At 70.3% G+C, this 16,160-nt stretch carries 10 protein-coding genes; 4 read left to right on the plus strand and 6 right to left on the minus strand.

The window, feature by feature from the left end:
• The first annotated feature begins 43 nt into the window (after positions 1-43).
• Positions 44-736 carry an endonuclease III gene (nth, locus tag KY501_RS25140; RefSeq protein ID WP_224365901.1) on the plus strand — a complete coding sequence of 231 codons (693 nt, stop codon included), beginning with the start codon at positions 44-46 and terminating at the stop codon, positions 734-736.
• Here nth and def read toward each other — a convergent pair.
• From def to KY501_RS25165, 5 genes are all read right to left on the minus strand, one after another.
• Positions 702-1,223, minus strand: a complete 522-nt coding sequence (gene def, locus KY501_RS25145) for a peptide deformylase (RefSeq protein WP_224365903.1) — start codon at positions 1,221-1,223, stop codon at positions 702-704. The genes nth and def overlap by 35 nt on opposite strands.
• 56 nt (positions 1,224-1,279) lie before the next feature.
• Entirely contained in the window at positions 1,280-1,741 is a 462-nt protein-coding gene (locus KY501_RS25150) for an inorganic diphosphatase (RefSeq protein WP_224365905.1), read from the minus strand.
• Between the two features lie 8 nt (positions 1,742-1,749).
• Positions 1,750-7,581 carry a hypothetical protein gene (locus KY501_RS25155; RefSeq protein ID WP_224365907.1) on the minus strand — a complete coding sequence of 1,944 codons (5,832 nt, stop codon included), beginning with the start codon at positions 7,579-7,581 and terminating at the stop codon, positions 1,750-1,752.
• 15 nt (positions 7,582-7,596) lie between these two features.
• Complete coding sequence (gene priA / locus KY501_RS25160; RefSeq protein ID WP_224366144.1) at positions 7,597-9,879, minus strand: replication restart helicase PriA; 2,283 nt, start codon at positions 9,877-9,879, stop codon at positions 7,597-7,599.
• 150 nt (positions 9,880-10,029) lie between these two features.
• Positions 10,030-11,004 carry a zinc-binding dehydrogenase gene (locus KY501_RS25165; RefSeq protein ID WP_224365909.1) on the minus strand — a complete coding sequence of 325 codons (975 nt, stop codon included), beginning with the start codon at positions 11,002-11,004 and terminating at the stop codon, positions 10,030-10,032.
• A gap of 119 nt (positions 11,005-11,123) precedes the next feature.
• Here KY501_RS25165 and soxR point away from each other — a divergent pair, with 119 nt between their 5' ends.
• Positions 11,124-11,576 (plus strand): redox-sensitive transcriptional activator SoxR, encoded by a 453-nt coding sequence (soxR, locus tag KY501_RS25170; RefSeq protein WP_224365911.1) that lies wholly within the window; start codon positions 11,124-11,126, stop codon positions 11,574-11,576.
• Positions 11,577-11,703: 127 nt separating this feature from the next.
• Positions 11,704-12,525 (plus strand): SDR family NAD(P)-dependent oxidoreductase, encoded by an 822-nt coding sequence (locus KY501_RS25175; protein ID WP_224365913.1) that lies wholly within the window; start codon positions 11,704-11,706, stop codon positions 12,523-12,525.
• A gap of 12 nt (positions 12,526-12,537) precedes the next feature.
• Here the strand turns inward: KY501_RS25175 and KY501_RS25180 are convergent, their stop codons facing one another.
• Entirely contained in the window at positions 12,538-13,836 is a 1,299-nt protein-coding gene (locus tag KY501_RS25180; RefSeq protein ID WP_224365915.1) for a hypothetical protein, read from the minus strand.
• 303 nt (positions 13,837-14,139) lie between these two features.
• Here KY501_RS25180 and agmC point away from each other — a divergent pair, with 303 nt between their 5' ends.
• Positions 14,140-16,158 carry an adventurous gliding motility protein AgmC gene (gene agmC / locus KY501_RS53235; protein WP_255636828.1) on the plus strand — a complete coding sequence of 673 codons (2,019 nt, stop codon included), beginning with the start codon at positions 14,140-14,142 and terminating at the stop codon, positions 16,156-16,158.
• Positions 16,159-16,160: the final 2 nt, after the last annotated feature.

Genomic DNA, 16,160 nt, shown 5'->3' on the forward strand with positions numbered 1-16,160 from the left:
TTCCCTCTTCTGTGACGAGGGCGGTTATGTCATACAACGAAGCGTGGGACGCGAGACTCTCGAGGCGAAGCGAAGGCGGGCAAGCACGGTGCTGGATCGGCTGGAAGCCGAGATGCCGGAGGTGCGCATCGAGCTCGACTATCGCACGCCGCTGGAGCTGCTGGTGGCCGTCATCCTCTCCGCCCAGTGCACCGACAAGCGGGTGAACATGGTGACTCCCGCCCTCTTCGAGCGCTTCCCGGATGCCCAGGCCTTCGCCTCGGTGAAGCCCGAGTTGGTGGAGCCCTTCATCCAGACGTGCGGCCTGCACCGCGCCAAGGCGAAGAACATCGTCGCGGCGGCCCAGGCGCTGGTGGCTCAGCATGGTGGACAGGTGCCCTCCTCCCGCGAGGCGCTGGAGCAGTTGCCAGGTGTAGGGAGAAAGACGGCGGGGGTGGTGTGCATCCACCTGGGAGGGGATTCGGCCTTCCCCGTGGACACCCACGTGAAGCGGCTGGCGGGCCGGCTCGACTTCTCCCGGCAACAGCACCCCGACAAGATCGAGAAGGACCTTCAGGCCGTGGTGCCGCAGGAGCGGTGGATGAAGGGCCACCAGCTCCTGGTGTGGCATGGGCGAAGGACGTGCTTTGCCCGCTCGCCCGAGTGCGCACGCTGCGTGGTGGCGGACCTGTGCCCCAAGCGCAGAGTGCGCGTGAAGCCGACTACGCCGACGGACGCTCCTCGCGCTCGGACTTGAGGCGCTTCATCCGCTTGCGGATGAGCTCACGCTTGAGCGTGGACACGTGGTCCACGAACACCGTGCCGTTCAAGTGGTCCGTCTCGTGCTGCACCGCGATGGCCAGCAGCCCGTCGCACTTCAGCGTCTGCTCCTGGCCCTCCGGGTCGAGGAACTTCACGGTGACCACGGCCGCGCGGTCCACGTCCTCGGCCTCGCCGGGGATGGAGAGGCAACCCTCCGTGTAGGTGGTCTCGCCCTCCATGGCGATGAGCTCCGGGTTGATCATCGCGATGGGCTTGGACTCCGGCTGCCGGGGCGTGGTGTCCAGGACGATGATGCGCTGCAGGATTCCAATCTGCGGCGCCGCGAGGCCTACGCCGTCCGCGGCATACATCGTCTCGAACATGTCCTTCACCAAGGTGCGGACGGCGTCGTCCACCTTGGTCACGGGCTTCGCCTTCTGCTTCAGGATGGGATCAGGCCAGATGAGGATCTCGCGAACCATAGGGGTTCCTCTTAACCCTCCTGGGGCGAGCGGGCAACCCAGGCAAGCGCCCGGCGTCACCCGTTCCGCAGCCCACCGTCCGGGGCGACGAGCCACCCCCGAAAGCGGGTGTCCGGTACCTGACCGCGCACCCGCTGGAGCACCCGCTTGAAGCGCGCATAGAAGCGGAAGAAGCGCTCCACCCCCACCCGCTCCCGCTCTCCCAGCGGCCGGTGGCTGCAGATGACCTTGGGGTCCCCTCGCCCCGCGTCGATGAAGTCCACCACGCCCACGACGGGGACGTGCAGGCGCTCGCCCTGGCGCAAGCGCGGACCGAGCACCAGCGCATCCAGTGGATCTCCGTCATCGGACGCGAAGCCGGGGATGCAGCCGTAGTTGTAGGGGTTTGGCACCGGCGAGATGAAGTCGATGCTCCCGTCCGCCCTCCGCTTCACCAGGGACCAGCGCGGGCACTCGATGAGGACCTCGGGCTCTCGGGGCAGCCCGGGCAGCGGAGAAGTCTCGGGTCCAGCGGCCATCTCTCGCCTCAGTCCAGCAGGTTGCGGGCGTACTCCGCGCGGAGCTTGTCGTCGGCAAGAGCGCGCGCCGCCTCGGCCAGCACGTCGCGGATCTGCTGAGCGCGGTACTGGAGCGAGGCGTCCGGGTGGCCCGCGAACCTCAACGGGTGGAACTCCGTGGAGAGCCGCTCGAAGGCGCGCTTCACTTCCTCTCCTCCCGCCGTGCGGGCCAGGCCCAGCACCGTGAAGTAGTCCGCTTCCTGGATCTCCTCGAACTTGGCCTCGAGTCGACGGACGTCCAGCTCGGGCGGCAGCTCGCCGGCCGGTTCGGTCGAGGGACGCAGCGAGACCAGGCCCAGCGCCCTCGCCACCGCGAACGTCTTGAGCACCGTCTCCTGGGGCAGCCCTGCTCCCAGCAGCAGCTCCTCCAACGTCCGCTCTCCGTCCACCTTCGCCAGCAACTGGAGTTCTCGCGATGGGAGCCCGAAGCCCTCCGGCTGGAGCCCCGCATCCCCCCGTGAAACCACGGCCCGCAGTCCGCCGACCTCCGTCACGAAGGACTCCACGGAGATCGAGTTGCGCAGCGCCTCGGCCAGCAGGTGCAATGGTGGACGCGTGGCCGCCGCGAGCGCCACCTCGTGTGGAGGCGCCTCATCCGTCACCCGGTAGAGGGTAGACGCCTCGGAGAAGGCATCCAGGAAGACCTGCTCCGTGTAGCGCTGCACCAGCGGCACGGCCTCGGCTTCGCGCACGTAGCCCCGGCCTCGCAGCGCTTCGAGCAGTGCGCCCGTGGAGGTGGAGCGCACCAGGCGCAGCTCGTTCTCCTGGCGCGCGTTGATGAGCCCATCGCGGCGCGCTCGATCCACCAGCGTCTCTCCCGGCGCCGACGAGAGCGCGCCCACGAGGCTGCCCCTCCTCAACCAGAGCACTCGCAGAGCGTCGGTCGCCTTGAGCTCCAGGCGCACATTGGCGTTCCCCTCGCAGAGCCGCAGGAGCAGGTGCGCCAGTCCTTCCTGCGTCACGCTGCCGCCTCGCGGCACGATGACCCGATGCTGCCCCGCCGCTTCGATCTGCAGGACGGCGGACTGCATGCGCGCGGCCAGCTCCTCGGCCTCCGCCTTCGCCTTAGCGACGGCCTCCACCTCGCGGCGTCCAGCCTCCTCGGTCTCCCGGCGCGTGCGCTCGGCGGCGGCCAGACGCTCCGCAGCCTCGGCCTCGGCTCGCGTCTTTTCCGCGTTCAGTTGCTCCAGCTCCTGGGAGAGCCGCTCACGCTCCTGGCGCACGCTGGCGACTTCAGACTCCAGCCGCGCAAGCTGCTCCTGGAACTGTCTCTGGCGCTCAGCGGCCTCGGCCGCCGCCTGGCGTGCCGCTTCGTCGAGCTGCCGCGCCTGGGCCTTCCAGTGGGCGAGTTCCTCGGACGCGCGGGTGGCCTCGGTCTCCGCTTCGGCCTGAAGCCGCTCGAGTTCCTCTCGCAACTGCTCCTCGGCCGAGGCACGCGTCTGGAGTTCGGACTGGAGCCGGGCCTCCGCCGCGAGGCGCTTCTCCCGCTCCTGCCTGGCACGCGCGTCGAGGTCCGCCCGAGCCTTCAACGCGGCCTCGAGGCGCGTCCGCAGCTCCTCGTTCGCCTGGGCCTCGGCGCTCGCTCTCTCCTCTGTGAGCGATTGAGCGTGCACCAGAGCCTGAAGCTGCTGCTCGACCTCCGCATGCTTGCGCGCGGCGGCCTCTGCACGGGTTTCCGCGACGACCCGGGCCTGCTGCTCTTCCTTCGCACGGGCTTGCGCGGCAGCGCGCGCCTGCTCCTGCTCCTGCGTACGGGCCTCCGCGGCAGTGCGCGCCTGGAGCTCCTGCTCGGCACGGGTCTCCGCGGCCGTCCGCGCCCGACCCTCTTCCACCGCACGCGCCTCCGCCGCTGCGCGCGCCCGGCGCTCTTCCTGGATCCGGGTCTGCGCCTCGCTTCCGGCCTGCTGCCCCTCTTCCGCCCGCGCATCCGCCACGGCTCGGGCCTGGCGCTCCTGCTCAAGGAGAGCCTCCGCCGCGGCTCGGGCCTGACGCTCCGCCTCGGCCTGGGCTTCTGCTTCAGCCCGAGCCTGATGCGCCTCCTCCGCCTGCTCCTCCGCGGCGGCTTGCGCCTGCAGGGCGGTGGCCATGGCGGCTTCGGCATCGGCCCTGCGCCGCGACTCTGCCTCCGCGTTCGCTTGTGCCTCCTCGCGGGCTCGCGCCTCGGCATCCGCCCGGGCCTCCGCCTCCGTGCGAGCCTGCTCGGCCGCCTTGGCCCGGCCTTCCAGCTCGGCCCGAGCCAGCGCCTCCGCCTCGGCCTGGGCCTCGGCCTCCGCGCGAGCCAGGGCTTCCGTATCGGCATGGGCTTCCAGCTCCGCGCTGCGCTGGGACTCCGAGGCCGCGCGCGCCTCGGCATGCTGGCGTGCCTGAGCCTCCGCCTCCACCTGTCCTTCCGCCTCGTCCCGGCCCTGCCGCTCCGCCTCGAGGTGGGCCTCCGCCGCGACTCGGGCCTGACGCTCCGCCTCGGCCTGAGCCTCCGCTTCGGTCCGGGCCTGACGCTCCGCCTCCAGCTGCGCTTCCGCCTGAGTCCGAGCCTGCTTCTCCTCCTCAACCTGGGCTTCCGCTTCGGTCCGGGTCTGACGCTCCGCCTCCAACTGCGCTTCCGCCTGAGCCCGGGCCTGATGCTCCGCCTCGGCCTGGGCTTCCGCTTCGGTCCGGGTCTGACGCTCCGCCTCCAGCTGCGCTTCCGCCGCGAGCCGGGCCTGCTTCTCCGCCTCGGCCCCCGCTTCCGCCTCCTGGCGCGCCCGCCCCTCGGTCTCGGCCCGCTCCTCGGCCTCCGTCCTCGCCTGGAGGGCTGCGTTCACCCGAGTCTCGGTCGCCGCCCGCGCCTTCGCCTCCCGCTGGAGCCGGGCTTCCATCTCCGCCCGCTTCTGCTCCTCCTCGCTCGCGCGCTCCTCGGCCTTGGTCCGAGCCAGGGCCTCCGCGTCCGCGCGCACCTGGGCATCGAAGCGCGCCAGCTCCTCCTCACTGACCCGAGCCTCGATCTCGGACCGCGCCCTCGCCGCCCGCGACTCCGCTTCGGCCTGCGCCCGGGCTGCCGCCTCTACCCGCGACTCCGCCTCGGTGCGGCCCTGGGCCTCGGCCTCGGCGCGAGACTCCGCATCGGCCTGCGCCTGCGCCGAGCGCTCCGCCGCCGCCTCCGCTTCCCGGCGCTTCCGGGACTCCTCCTGGACTCGTGTTTCCAGTTCGGCCCGCTGGCGGCTCTGCTCGCCCGTCTCCTTCTGGAGCGCCGCCAGCTGCGTACGGAGCTGCACCAGCTCCTCATCCTGCGCCTGGAGCCGAGTCTCCTTGGCGCGAGCCGCCTCGGCCTCGGACTCCATGGCCTTGCGGCGCTTCTCCTCCTCAGCGCGAGCCTTGGCGATCGTCGCCTCGCGGCCGCGGAACTCCATGACCCAGCGCTCCGCCTCGGCACGGAGTCTCGCCTCGTGGTCGCGATCCTTCGTCAGCTGCGCGAGCCGGGTCTTCAGCTCCTGAGCCTCCTGCTCAGCCTGGTGCCGGAGTTCCTCTTCCGCCCGCCGCAGCGCCTCTTCCCGGCCACGCTCGGTCTCCGCCTCCAATTGGGCGGCTTCTGCCAGGGCCCGGAGCGCGACCTCCCGCTCGAACTCGCTCTGCAGCGCCGTCGTGCGGTTCCGCTCCACCTCGGCCTCGTGCTCGGCCTGCAGCCGGAGCGTGGCCTCCTTCTCCAGCTCGGTCCGAGCCGCCCTCATCAGCTCGCGAGACTCGGTGTCCTCCGGTTTCGGTGCCTCCTCCTGCGCCGGAGCCTCCTCCTCCACCGGAGGCGCCGCCACGTCATCCTCCACGGGCGGCGGCGCGCTGTCCGGTACCAGGTCTCCCAGCTCCTGCGACAGCACCTCCGACACGGAGGGCTCGGCCGACGTGGTGCCCGGCTCCACCCACTGCAGCGAATGCGTCGCCTGCTCCTCGGACGCCTTGGGCAGGGGCGTGCCGAACTGCACCCAGCGCGCCGTCCGCTCCATCCGCTCCTGGAGCGTGGAATCCGGCGCCTCGGCGAAACGAGCCCAGCGCTGCGTCCGCTCCATCCCCTCCTGCGAGGTGAGGGGCACGTCTCCGAAATGGGCCCAGCGCTGCGTCCGCTCCATCCGCTCCTGCGGAGTGAGAGCGGCGGACGGATCCGCGGCCTCGGCTGTCGGCGCATCTTCCTCGGGAGGCGCCTCCTCGGGCGCGGCAGCCGAAACCGGAGCCGGAGCTTCCCCACGCAGAGCGCGCAACTCCGCCTCTGCCGCCTCCAGCGCCTGAGCCCTCGCATCCTCCGCCGCGCTGGGACCAGACGGCTCGGTATCGAAGAAGCCTTCTTCTCCCAGCCGAGGCTCCGCAGCCACGGGCGCTGCTGGAGGAACGGTCTCTTCCGCAGCCGCCGGAACCTCCGCGACAGGCGGGGCCACGGACGCAGCCGCCGTCTCCGCGGCCAGACGCTCCCGCTCCCGCTCGAGCGCGGCGTCGATCTCGAGCTGAGCCAAGCGCTCGGCCTCGGCCCGCAGCTCAGCCTCCACGCTCCCGCCCGGCTCGCTCGTCCCCGAGCCAATCCCCGACCAGCCCTGCGCGCGGGCCAGCTCCTCCTCCGGAATCTCCTCTTCCCCCGAGAGCGAGAACGCCTCGTCCTCGGGAGTCACGAACGCCTCTTCCAGCCCCTTCTGCGCAGCAGGGGCCTCGGCGGCAGCACTGTCCTGGGAAGAAGCCGCAGCGGGCGCAACAGCCTCGGAGGAGTTCTCCTGCTTCCGGCGCCGCCGCTCGGCAGCCTCGCGGCGCACCTCCTCTTCCATGCGGAGCAGTTCGTCCTCGTCGCCGTCCGTGTCAGGCGCGGCCTGCGGAGCCTCCTCCTCCGGTGCAGCCGCCTCCGGAGCAGTCTCCACGGCCACCGGCGGGGCCGCCGGATCCTGCACGGTGATCTCCTCGGCCGCGGAGAAGTCCACGCCGGACGAGGAGTCGAGAGTCGCCGGCATGGCCTCCACGGCGCCCGGGACATCCAGCCTCATGTCCACCGGATCCAGGTGGTGGTGGATGGGATCCGCGGAGACGGCCAGCGCCTCCTGCTCGGAAACCGGCTCACTGCCCACGAAGGTGAACGGAGAAGCCGCGTGCGGCTCCGCCTCGGCGGCCGGCACCGGCGCCGGAGCCTCCTGAGGGGCGAACGGCGACTCCAGCGAGGCCCCCGCTTCGGCCTCCATCTCCGGGTGAGCCTGATCGAAGGCCGCCTCCATGGCGAAGGAGGCGTGCTGCGCGACCGGGACCTCGGGCGCGGGAGCCGGCGCCTGCGCACCGGGGCCCGAAGCCCAATCCACCGGCGGAGGCGTCCCCATGTCCCCGAAGAGGGCATTGGCCAGCGCGGGGTTGCTCCGCTCCGAGGGCGGAGGCACCTGCCACGGGTCGGCCTCCACCGACGCCTCGGCGTGGGGAACCGGGAAGGAGTGCTGCTCCTGGACGCGCCAGTCCTCGGCTTGCGCAGGGGCGCGCACCAGCTGGTTGACCGTCTCGATGAAGCCCTGCCCATCCAGCGGCAGGGGCGCCACCGGCAGGCTGTAGCCCTCAATGGGCTCGCCCAGCAGCAACAGCCGGGCCTTGTGCCCCTCCGGATGCTGGGCCAACTCCTCGAGCACCAACTGCCCCCGGCTGCTCTCGACCGTGGGCGCCAGGATGATGAGCGAGGGCTGGTAGTGGCCGAAGGCGATCAGCGCGTCCGCGACGGACGTGGCGAGGATGACCTCATGCCCCTCGCGCGAGAGCAGCCGGCGGACGGTGGCAATGGTGGCGATGTCGTCGTGGACGAGGAGGACCGGGGCGGCCATGGAAGCCGCCCGAGTCTACAGCATCGCACCCGGATCCACGTCGATCGTGACCTTGACCCCCGACGGAATGTCTTCCAGCTTCACCTCCAGCCGGGCGAGCAAAGGGGCGAGGGCCGCATGGTTGGGCCCCTTGAGCAGCAGTTGCCAGCGCGTCCGGCCCCGGAGGCGGGAGATGGGCGCCAGCGCCGGTCCCAACAGGCGCACACCGGCGGAGGGGGGAGGCATGCGCCGCGAGAGGAAGTCCCCCAGCATCCGGGCCACACTGGCAGTCTGTTCCGGGTGCTCCCCCTCGAGCCGGATGGCCGCCATGCGGGTGAAGGGGGGATAGGCCAGGGCCTTGCGCCATTCCAGTTCCTGCTGGGCGAAGCCCTCGAAGTCATGGGCGAGCACCCGCCTCACGGGCTCGGAGTCCGGGTTGTAGGTCTGCACCAGCACGCGGCCCGGATCCTTGCCCCGACCTGCCCGGCCGGCCACCTGGGTGAGCAGGTGGACGGTGCGCTCGGCGGCGCGGAAGTCCGGGATGGCCAGGGAGGTGTCCGCCATGACCACGCACACCAGGGTGACGCCGGGGAAGTCATGGCCCTTGGCCACCATCTGCGTGCCCACCAGGATGTCGATCTCCCTGCGCGCGAAGGCGGCCAGCAGTTCGGTGACGCGCTCGCCGCTGGTGGCCGCATCCCGGTCCAGCCGGGCAACACGGGCCTGGGGGAAGCGCTCGGCCACCTCCGTCTCCACGCGCTCGGTGCCAATGCCCAGCCGGAGCATGGGGCCGGTGCACTCGCGGCAGCGCTCGGGCACGGGGGTGGCCAGGCCGCAGTAGTGGCACATGACGCGCGAGGCCGCTCGGTGGAGCGTGAGGCACACATCACACTCGGAGCACTTGAGCGTCAGCCCACACACCTCGCACAGCATGAAGGTGCTGTGGCCGCGGCGGTTGAGGAAGAGGATGGTCTGCTGCCCCTTGTCCAGCGTCTCCTGCATCGCATCCAGCAGCGGCTGCGAGAGGATGGGTGCCTCTTCGGTGACGGGCCCCCCGTCGCGCGGGCGCTCGATGCGCAGGTCCACCATCTCGATGCTCGGCATGGGCCGGTCATCGACACGGTGCTTCATCTCCAGCAGCTTGTAGCGGCCCCGGTGCACGTTCTCCAGGGACTCCAGCGAGGGCGTGGCCGAGCCGAGCACCACCAGCGCCCCGGCCTGCTTGCCGCGCATGACGGCCATGTCGCGCGCGTTGTAGCGGAGCTTGTCCTCCTGCTTGAACGAAGGGTCATGCTCCTCGTCCACGACGACGAGGCCCAGGTTCTCCACGGGAGCCCAGATGGCCGAGCGCACGCCCACGGCGATGCGCACCGTGCCCTTGCGCAGCGCCTGCCAATGGAAGAGCCGCTCCCGGTCCTTCAAGCCCGAGTGCAGCACCGCCACGTCCGATCCGAAGCGGCTGCGGAAGCGGCCCACCAGCTGCGGGGTGAGGGCGATCTCCGGCACGAGGATGAGGCTGCCCTTGCCCTGCGCGAGCGTGTGCTCCACCGCGCGCAGATACACCTCTGTCTTCCCACTGCCGGTGACACCGTGCAGCAGCACCGTCTGGAAGCCGCCCATGTCGAGCGAGTACTGCAGGGCCTTCACCGCGACATCCTGCTCGGGGGTGAGCACCTCCGGGCGGTTCTGGCCGAGCCCCTCGCGGACACCCGGCTTGAGCACCTGCTCCTCCAGGCGCACCAGCCCGCGCTGGGCCAGCTTCTTCAGCGTCTCGCGGCCCCCGGGGATGGAGTGGGCCACCTCCTCCACCGGAGCGCGGCCTCCCACGGCGAGCAGATAGGCGAGCGCGGCGGACTGGGCGGGAGCGCGGCGCAGCTCCGGCGGGGTCTCGGCGACGAGCGCCACCGCGAAGTGCTGCACATCCGGCCGGGCCTCCTTCTCGTCCTCGGCCTTGGCGAGCCCGGGCGGAAGCGCGCCGCGGATCACCTCACCGAGCGGATAACGGTAGTGCTCGGCGGCGAAGCGCAGCAGCGCGATGAGGTCCGGCGGGAGCGAGGGCGACTCCTCGAGCACGCGCTGGATGGGCTTGAGCTGGATCCCCTCCTCGGCAGGCGAGGAGGCAGGCCCCAGGAAGAACCCCAGCGCCGTGCCGCGCCCGAAGGGCACCAGCACCCGCTGACCGGGGGCCAGGCGCCCCGAGAGTGTCTCTGGGACGACATAGGTGAACTCGCCCCGGACAGGGCGGCCCACAGCGACAGAAGCAAGGGAAGCGGACGAGCTCACGGGGACCACAGTAGCGGAGTGATCCGACACGACCATTTCCTGCCAGGTCGCGCAACCCCGAGTGTGATCCACCGTCCCACTGGGAGTGGGCAGCAGCTCCAGTTCCCCGCTACCGCGAGAGGGCGAGTGGTCCATGTCCCAGGAACGCGCGGGGAGCCCCTCGCCGTCCTGCCCGCCGGAAGATTGTCATTCGATGACCAGAAGGGCCTTGCCGAGAACCTGCCGGGCCTCGAGGGCGGCGTGTGCGTCGGCGGCACGCTCCAGGGGGAAGCTCTGCCCGATGATCGGCCGGAGCCGGCCCGCCGCCGCTTCCGACAGCGCCTTCTCGACCCACCGCTGCTTCTCCGCGCCCTTCATCTGCACGTCCTGGATTCCGCGCAGGGTCACCCCTCGCTGCTCGGCCTCTTTCGGATCAATCCGGGCGAACCCGCCACTGGGAGCCCCGTGCGCGGAGAACCAGGCTCCACGGGCTGCCACTTCGAACGCGGCCCGGCCGAGCTGACCGCCAGCGCCATCGAAGACCACATCCGCGCCATGGCCGCCAGTGGCCTTGCGCACCTGCTCGACCCAATCTGGCTCGGAGTAGTCGACCACCGCGTCGGCACCGAGCTCCCGGACCAGGCTCAGCTTCCGCTTGCCGCGAGCAGCGCCGATGACCCGTGCGCCGGCCTGATGCGCCAGTTGCACCAGCAGCGCGCCGAGCCCACCCGCCGCCGCCACCACCAGCACCCACTGGTGGGGCTGGATCCGGGCGGCGTGGGCCAGCGCCATCGCGGTGGTGCCGTCGTGCATGAGCGCCGCGGCTTCGGGCAGGCCCAGCCCCTGGGGAACGGCGATCAACGCCTCCGCCGCGACCACGGCCTTCTCGGCATAGCCTCCGCGCCGACCGGTATCGGCGATGACGCGCCGCCCGATCCAGCCCGGATCCACACCCTCCCCGACGGCAAGCACCTGTCCGCCCACTCCGAAGCCCGGCACGTATGGGGGCTTCATATGGAAGTACTCGGCGCCCCAGCCGCTCCGGATCTGCGTCTCGACGAACAGGATGTCCGCGACGGAGACACCCACCACGGCCTGCCCGGCCCCTGCCACCGGATCGGGCGCCTCGGTGGGAACGAGCACTTCAGGCCCTCCGAACTGAGATACCTGGATCACACGCATGGCTACCGCTCTCCTTTCCGAGCCGTCCGGCCACATGAGCGCCCCGAACGGCGGTAGCCACAAACCATGCATCTTCAAGTTCACTTGAAGTCAAGGGGATGTGGCGCCCATATTCGGACATGTCCGACCTGCTCACGATTGGAGAGCTCGCACGCCGCACGGGCGTGGCGACGTCCGCGCTTCGCTTCTACGAGGAGCGAGACCTCATCCGCTCGGAGCGCACCTCGGCCGGCCATCGCCGCTTCGCGCGCCCGATGATCCGGCGCGTGGCGTTCATCGTCTTCGCCCAGCGAGTGGGGCTCAACCTGGAGGAGATCGGCCAGGAGCTCGCGAAGCTACCCACTGACAGCGTGCCGAGCCGGAATGACTGGTCCAAGCTCTCGCAGACCTGGCGCTCGCGGATCGACGAGCGGATTGGCGAACTCGAGCGGCTCAGGGATGGCCTGGCGGAGTGCATCGGCTGCGGCTGCCTCTCGCTCGATCGCTGCCGCTACGCGAACCCCGGAGACCGGGCCGCGGCTTATGGGCCTGGGCCGCTCTTCTGGATCCGGCCTCGGCGGCCAGTTGGGTAAGCCCCGTGCTCGGCAGGCTGCTCTCCGGTACGACGACCGGCGCGCCAGCGCTCCACCATGGCCGCCTGCACGCATCATCCGAAGATTGAGCCGAGGTTCTTCACCCCTTCACTCCAGGAGAAGGTTGATGACTCCCTCGGAATCCGGAATCACCCGACCGTTCGCCGTCGTCACGGGCGCATCGAGCGGCATCGGCTATGAGCTCGCCCAGCAGTTCGTCCAGAACGGGTTCGACGTGCTCATCTGCGCGGAGGACAGCGGCATCATCGAGGCCGCGAAGAGGCTCTCCGATGGCTCGCACGTCGAGGGCCTGCAGGTGGATCTCGCCCACTACGACGGCGTGGAGAGGCTCTATGGGAAGATCCAGTCGATCGGCCGGCCCATTGACGCGATCGCGATCAACGCGGGCGTCGGTGTCGGTGGAGATTTCGCGCGAGATACGAGCCTGGAGGAGGAGCTCAACCTCATCAACCTGAACGTCACCTCGGCGGTCCACCTGGCCAAGCGCGTGGCTCGGGACATGGTCAGGCGTGGCAGCGGACGGATCCTCTTCACCTCATCGATCGCGGCGATCATGCCCGCGCCGTTCGAGGCAGTGTACGGCGCGTCGAAGGCCTTCCTGCTGTCCTTCTCGGAAGCGCTCCGCAACGAGCTCGCCGATGCCGGCATCACGGTGACGGCCTTGATGCCAGGCCCCACCGACACCCAATTCTTCCACCGCGCCGGCATGGACGACACCAAGGTGGGCCAGGAGGAGAAGGATGACCCGGCCCAGGTGGCTCGACAGGGCTTCGAGGCGCTGATGGCCGGCAAGGACAAGGTCATCGCGGGCTCGCTCAAGACCCGGGCCATGGCCGCGGCTTCGAAGCTGCTGAGCGATCCTGTCAAGAGCCAGGCGCACCGGCGCATGTCCGAGCCGGGCTCCGGGCTCAAGCCGGATCACAAGTAGCGAGCCTTTGGCTCAGTCCGCTCCGGTGGGACGGCCATCGGGGCGGATGAGCGGAGGTGGCGCCACCCACAGTGCCGTGGGGTGCTGGTAGCCCAACTCGAAGGACTGGAGGATGGGCGGCCAGCGGTCCGCGAACACGGCCCAGTTGTACTCGGTGGCCTGCGAGGTGAGGAACCGCCCATCCCGATCCCTCTGCTTGCATGCGTAATCGGTGAACTTCCACATGACGGGCCCCATCTCCAGGCAGATCAGCGGCGTGAGGGCCTGCATCAGCTCGGCGCGAGGCACCTCCTCCGGGAAGGGCTTGGGCGGCATGAAGGCGGGCTGCACCGCGGTGAACTGCTCCTGGTAGGCGAGGAAGTTGTTCGCGATGCCGATGAGGGCGTCTCGCACGGAGGGGCTGGGGGACAGCCGGGATTGCTCGTAGAGGGCGAAGGCCGCCACCACCAGGCTCTCCGAAGCCACATCGGGCAGCAGGCGCGCGAACTCCGCGGGGCGGGGCGCGTCATGGGCGTGCTCCAGCGCGAAGGTGTAGGCGCGCTGGGCCTGGTCTGGATGGGAGCCGGGGCGGGAGAACTCGGCGAGGACGCGAGCGGCAGGCGGCGAGCCGACGTTCTGTCTCCAGTGGAGATACAGCTCCGCCGAACCGCCGATGTCCGTGAAGATGAAGACGTTGCCCTGGTTGAGGCAGCGCTCCAGGGTGGCCACCACGGCCTCGGCCTTGGCGAGTGGGTCCTTGCCCGGCGCCTCCATATAGAGCTTGGCGAAGCGCTGCGCGGTGCACCAGAGGGTGCGTGGGTCCCCGAGCCCCTCGATGTTCAGCGCTCCGTTCATCGAGGCGAGGGCCGCGGCCACATCGCGCGGCAGGCCGTACCAGGTCAGCGCATGGGAGAGGGATTCGATGAGGAAGCGCTGAGGGAGTTGGAGGCCGACTCGATCCAGCGCCGAGGGAACGGAGGGCGAGGGCTCCCCCTGCGCGGCGTCGATGATGCGGTGGGCGATGGTCGCGCCCAGGATGCCCTTGCCGGCCTCCTGCGAGGCATGCGGGGCGAAGCCGAACCAGTTGGGCATCATCCGGCTGACGCCCCCGGGACGAAACTCCGGGTCGATGATGGCCTGCATGGCATGAGCGATGCGCAGGTAGCCCTGGGTGATGAGCCGGTTCTGCTCCAGGGGAGAGGCCTGGCTCGGCAGCGGAGAGATGAGTTCGGGAGCTGGGGTGCTCAGAGTGTTGCGCTCGGGGCTGAGCGAGAGCTCGGAGCGGCTCGAGGAGGACTGCGAGGACGACCTGGAGGATCGACGTAACTCCACGCGGGCACTCTCCGGAAGGAATCGGCGGGATGCCGGGCTCCCATTTTACGGAGAGGGCTTCACGGAAAAATCCCAGGGGGCAGGCGAACGACGGTGGCGAACACTCCTCGGTCGAACACGTTTGTCCCGTGGACACTGATAACGGAGGCGCTGCCCCTTCCTTGGGACACAGGCAACGACATGACCCGCTTGCGGGCGCGGCCTGCACGAACCGGCAGAGCCCTGCCTGAGCGAGAATGGCCTCTTCGTCCGAGGAGCGCATCCACCTCGACCCATACCGACCGGCTGGGGCAGCATGTCCCCATGAGGATTGTCTCTTTCCTGCTCGGACTCCTGCTGTCCGCCAGCGCCCTCGCCGAGCCCGACACCTTCTGGCTCGGCTCCGGACGCAATGGCTCCCTGACCGTCAATCAGCCCAACACCGTCGTCAACCGCTACGCGCAGCTCACCGCTGACGCTCCCGCCGGCACGAAGGCACTGACCGTCTCCACCTCCAGCACCTTCACCGCTGGGGAGCTGGTGCTCCTGCATCAGTCGACAGGCCTGACGCCCTCCCCGGCCTCTGGAGACCAGGATCCGATCAGCCTCGACTCCAGCACCGTGGGCCAATTCGAGTTCGCGCGCGTGGAGTCGTTCTCCTCTGGAACGTTCCAGCTCACCGCCCCGCTGACTCACAGCTACCCCGCGAGCGTCACCCAGGTGGTGAGCGTGCCCGAGTACACGGATGTGCAGGTGCTCTCCATCGGCTCACTGCAAGCCCGCCCGTGGGACGGGAGCATGGGCGGCATCCTCGCCTTCCTGGCCTCCGGCACCCTGACCAACAACGGCCTCGTGTCCGTGGACGGCGCTGGCTTTCGCGGTGGCGCCTTCCTCAACCATGCCACCCTGCTCAACTGCCCCCTGGCCCCCGACCTCCCTCAAGCCGATGGCGGGACCTTCAAAGGAGAAGGGCTGGTGCCAGGCAGCTATGGCACGGCCACAGGCCGAGGTAACCTGACCAGTGGAGGCGGCGGCGGCAACTGTCACAACTCGGGAGGAGGTGGCGGTGGACACGGAGGCCGAGGCGGCCAGGGTGGTCGTGCTGTCGCGCCAGAGACCGACGCGGGCGGCCTGGGCGGTGCCGCGGTCGAGTACCTGCCCCATGAGCGTCTCCTCTTCGGAGGCGGCGGCGGTGCGGGTGAGGGCAACGACAACGTCGGGACTGGGGGCGGCGCAGGAGGCGGGCTGATGATCATTCGGGCCGCGGCGGTGGAGGGCAGCGGACGCTTCAGCGCGAAGGGCTCCTCCGCATCTCCCACGCCTGACGCGGGAGATGATGGCGCAGGAGGCGGCGGTGCGGGCGGAGCCATCTCTCTGCGAACCCCGGGTGGGCTCACGTGCAGCGGCGCGGAGTCCTCGGGCGGCGCGGGGGGAAATGCCTCCAATCCAAGCCTCATCACGGGTCCTGGAGGAGGAGGCGGCGGTGGCATCGCCTTCCTGCAAGGCGACCCCCTCACCTGTCCTCGTGTCGTGCTCGCCGGTGCACCCGGCGTCTCCGCGGCGACGGGCACGATCCGAGGTGCAGGCCCCACCCGCGTCGATGCCGGCGTCTCCTACGGCTCGGATCCATCGCTCCCGGTCGCCTTGAAGATCCCAGAGACTCCCTCCGTGACACGGCCCGCGGATGGAGATCGCCTGGTCGAGCAGCGGCCCCTCATCGAGGGCACGGCCGAGCAGGACGTCCCGGTCCATCTCTTCCTCGATGGAATCCTCTACGCAAAGCTGGAGGCGACCGGCAGTGGAGGGAGCTTCACCTATACCGTCACCTCGGACCTGCCCCTGGGTTCGCACGAACTGAGTGCCTCCGCCGAGGTGCTGGGAATCTCCAGCGAGCCCTCCACACCGAACCGCTTCGAGGTCGTGGCACGCCCCGTCCTCGTCATCCCCGCCGAGGGTGACCAGGTGGACCCCACGCCCCTGCTCGCCGGTACAAGCCTGAGTGGAGCCTCGGTCAGCGTGGAGATCGATGACGTGGAGGTGACCCGCCTGCCCGTAGGCTCCGAGCGGCGCTTTGCGTACACGCTCGGCGCGGCGCAGGCGCTCGCTCCAGGCCAGCACCGCGCCACCATCCGCTTCTGGGATGCCGCGGGCAACCCGGGCCTCGCCTCCCCCGTCACGAACTTCGAGGTCTTGGATCCCACCAACCTCGATGTGAGCTGCGGGTGCGGTACCTCTCCGAGCTTCGGACTGGGAGCCGCGGCGGCACTGCTGGGAGCGTGGGCCGCTCGCCGCCGCAGAGGCGGGCGCTGGCCTCCCGCAGACCAGCACCCAGGGGGCAGTTGAGC

Source organism: Hyalangium versicolor, assembly GCF_020103695.1.
GTDB lineage: Bacteria > Myxococcota > Myxococcia > Myxococcales > Myxococcaceae > Hyalangium > Hyalangium versicolor.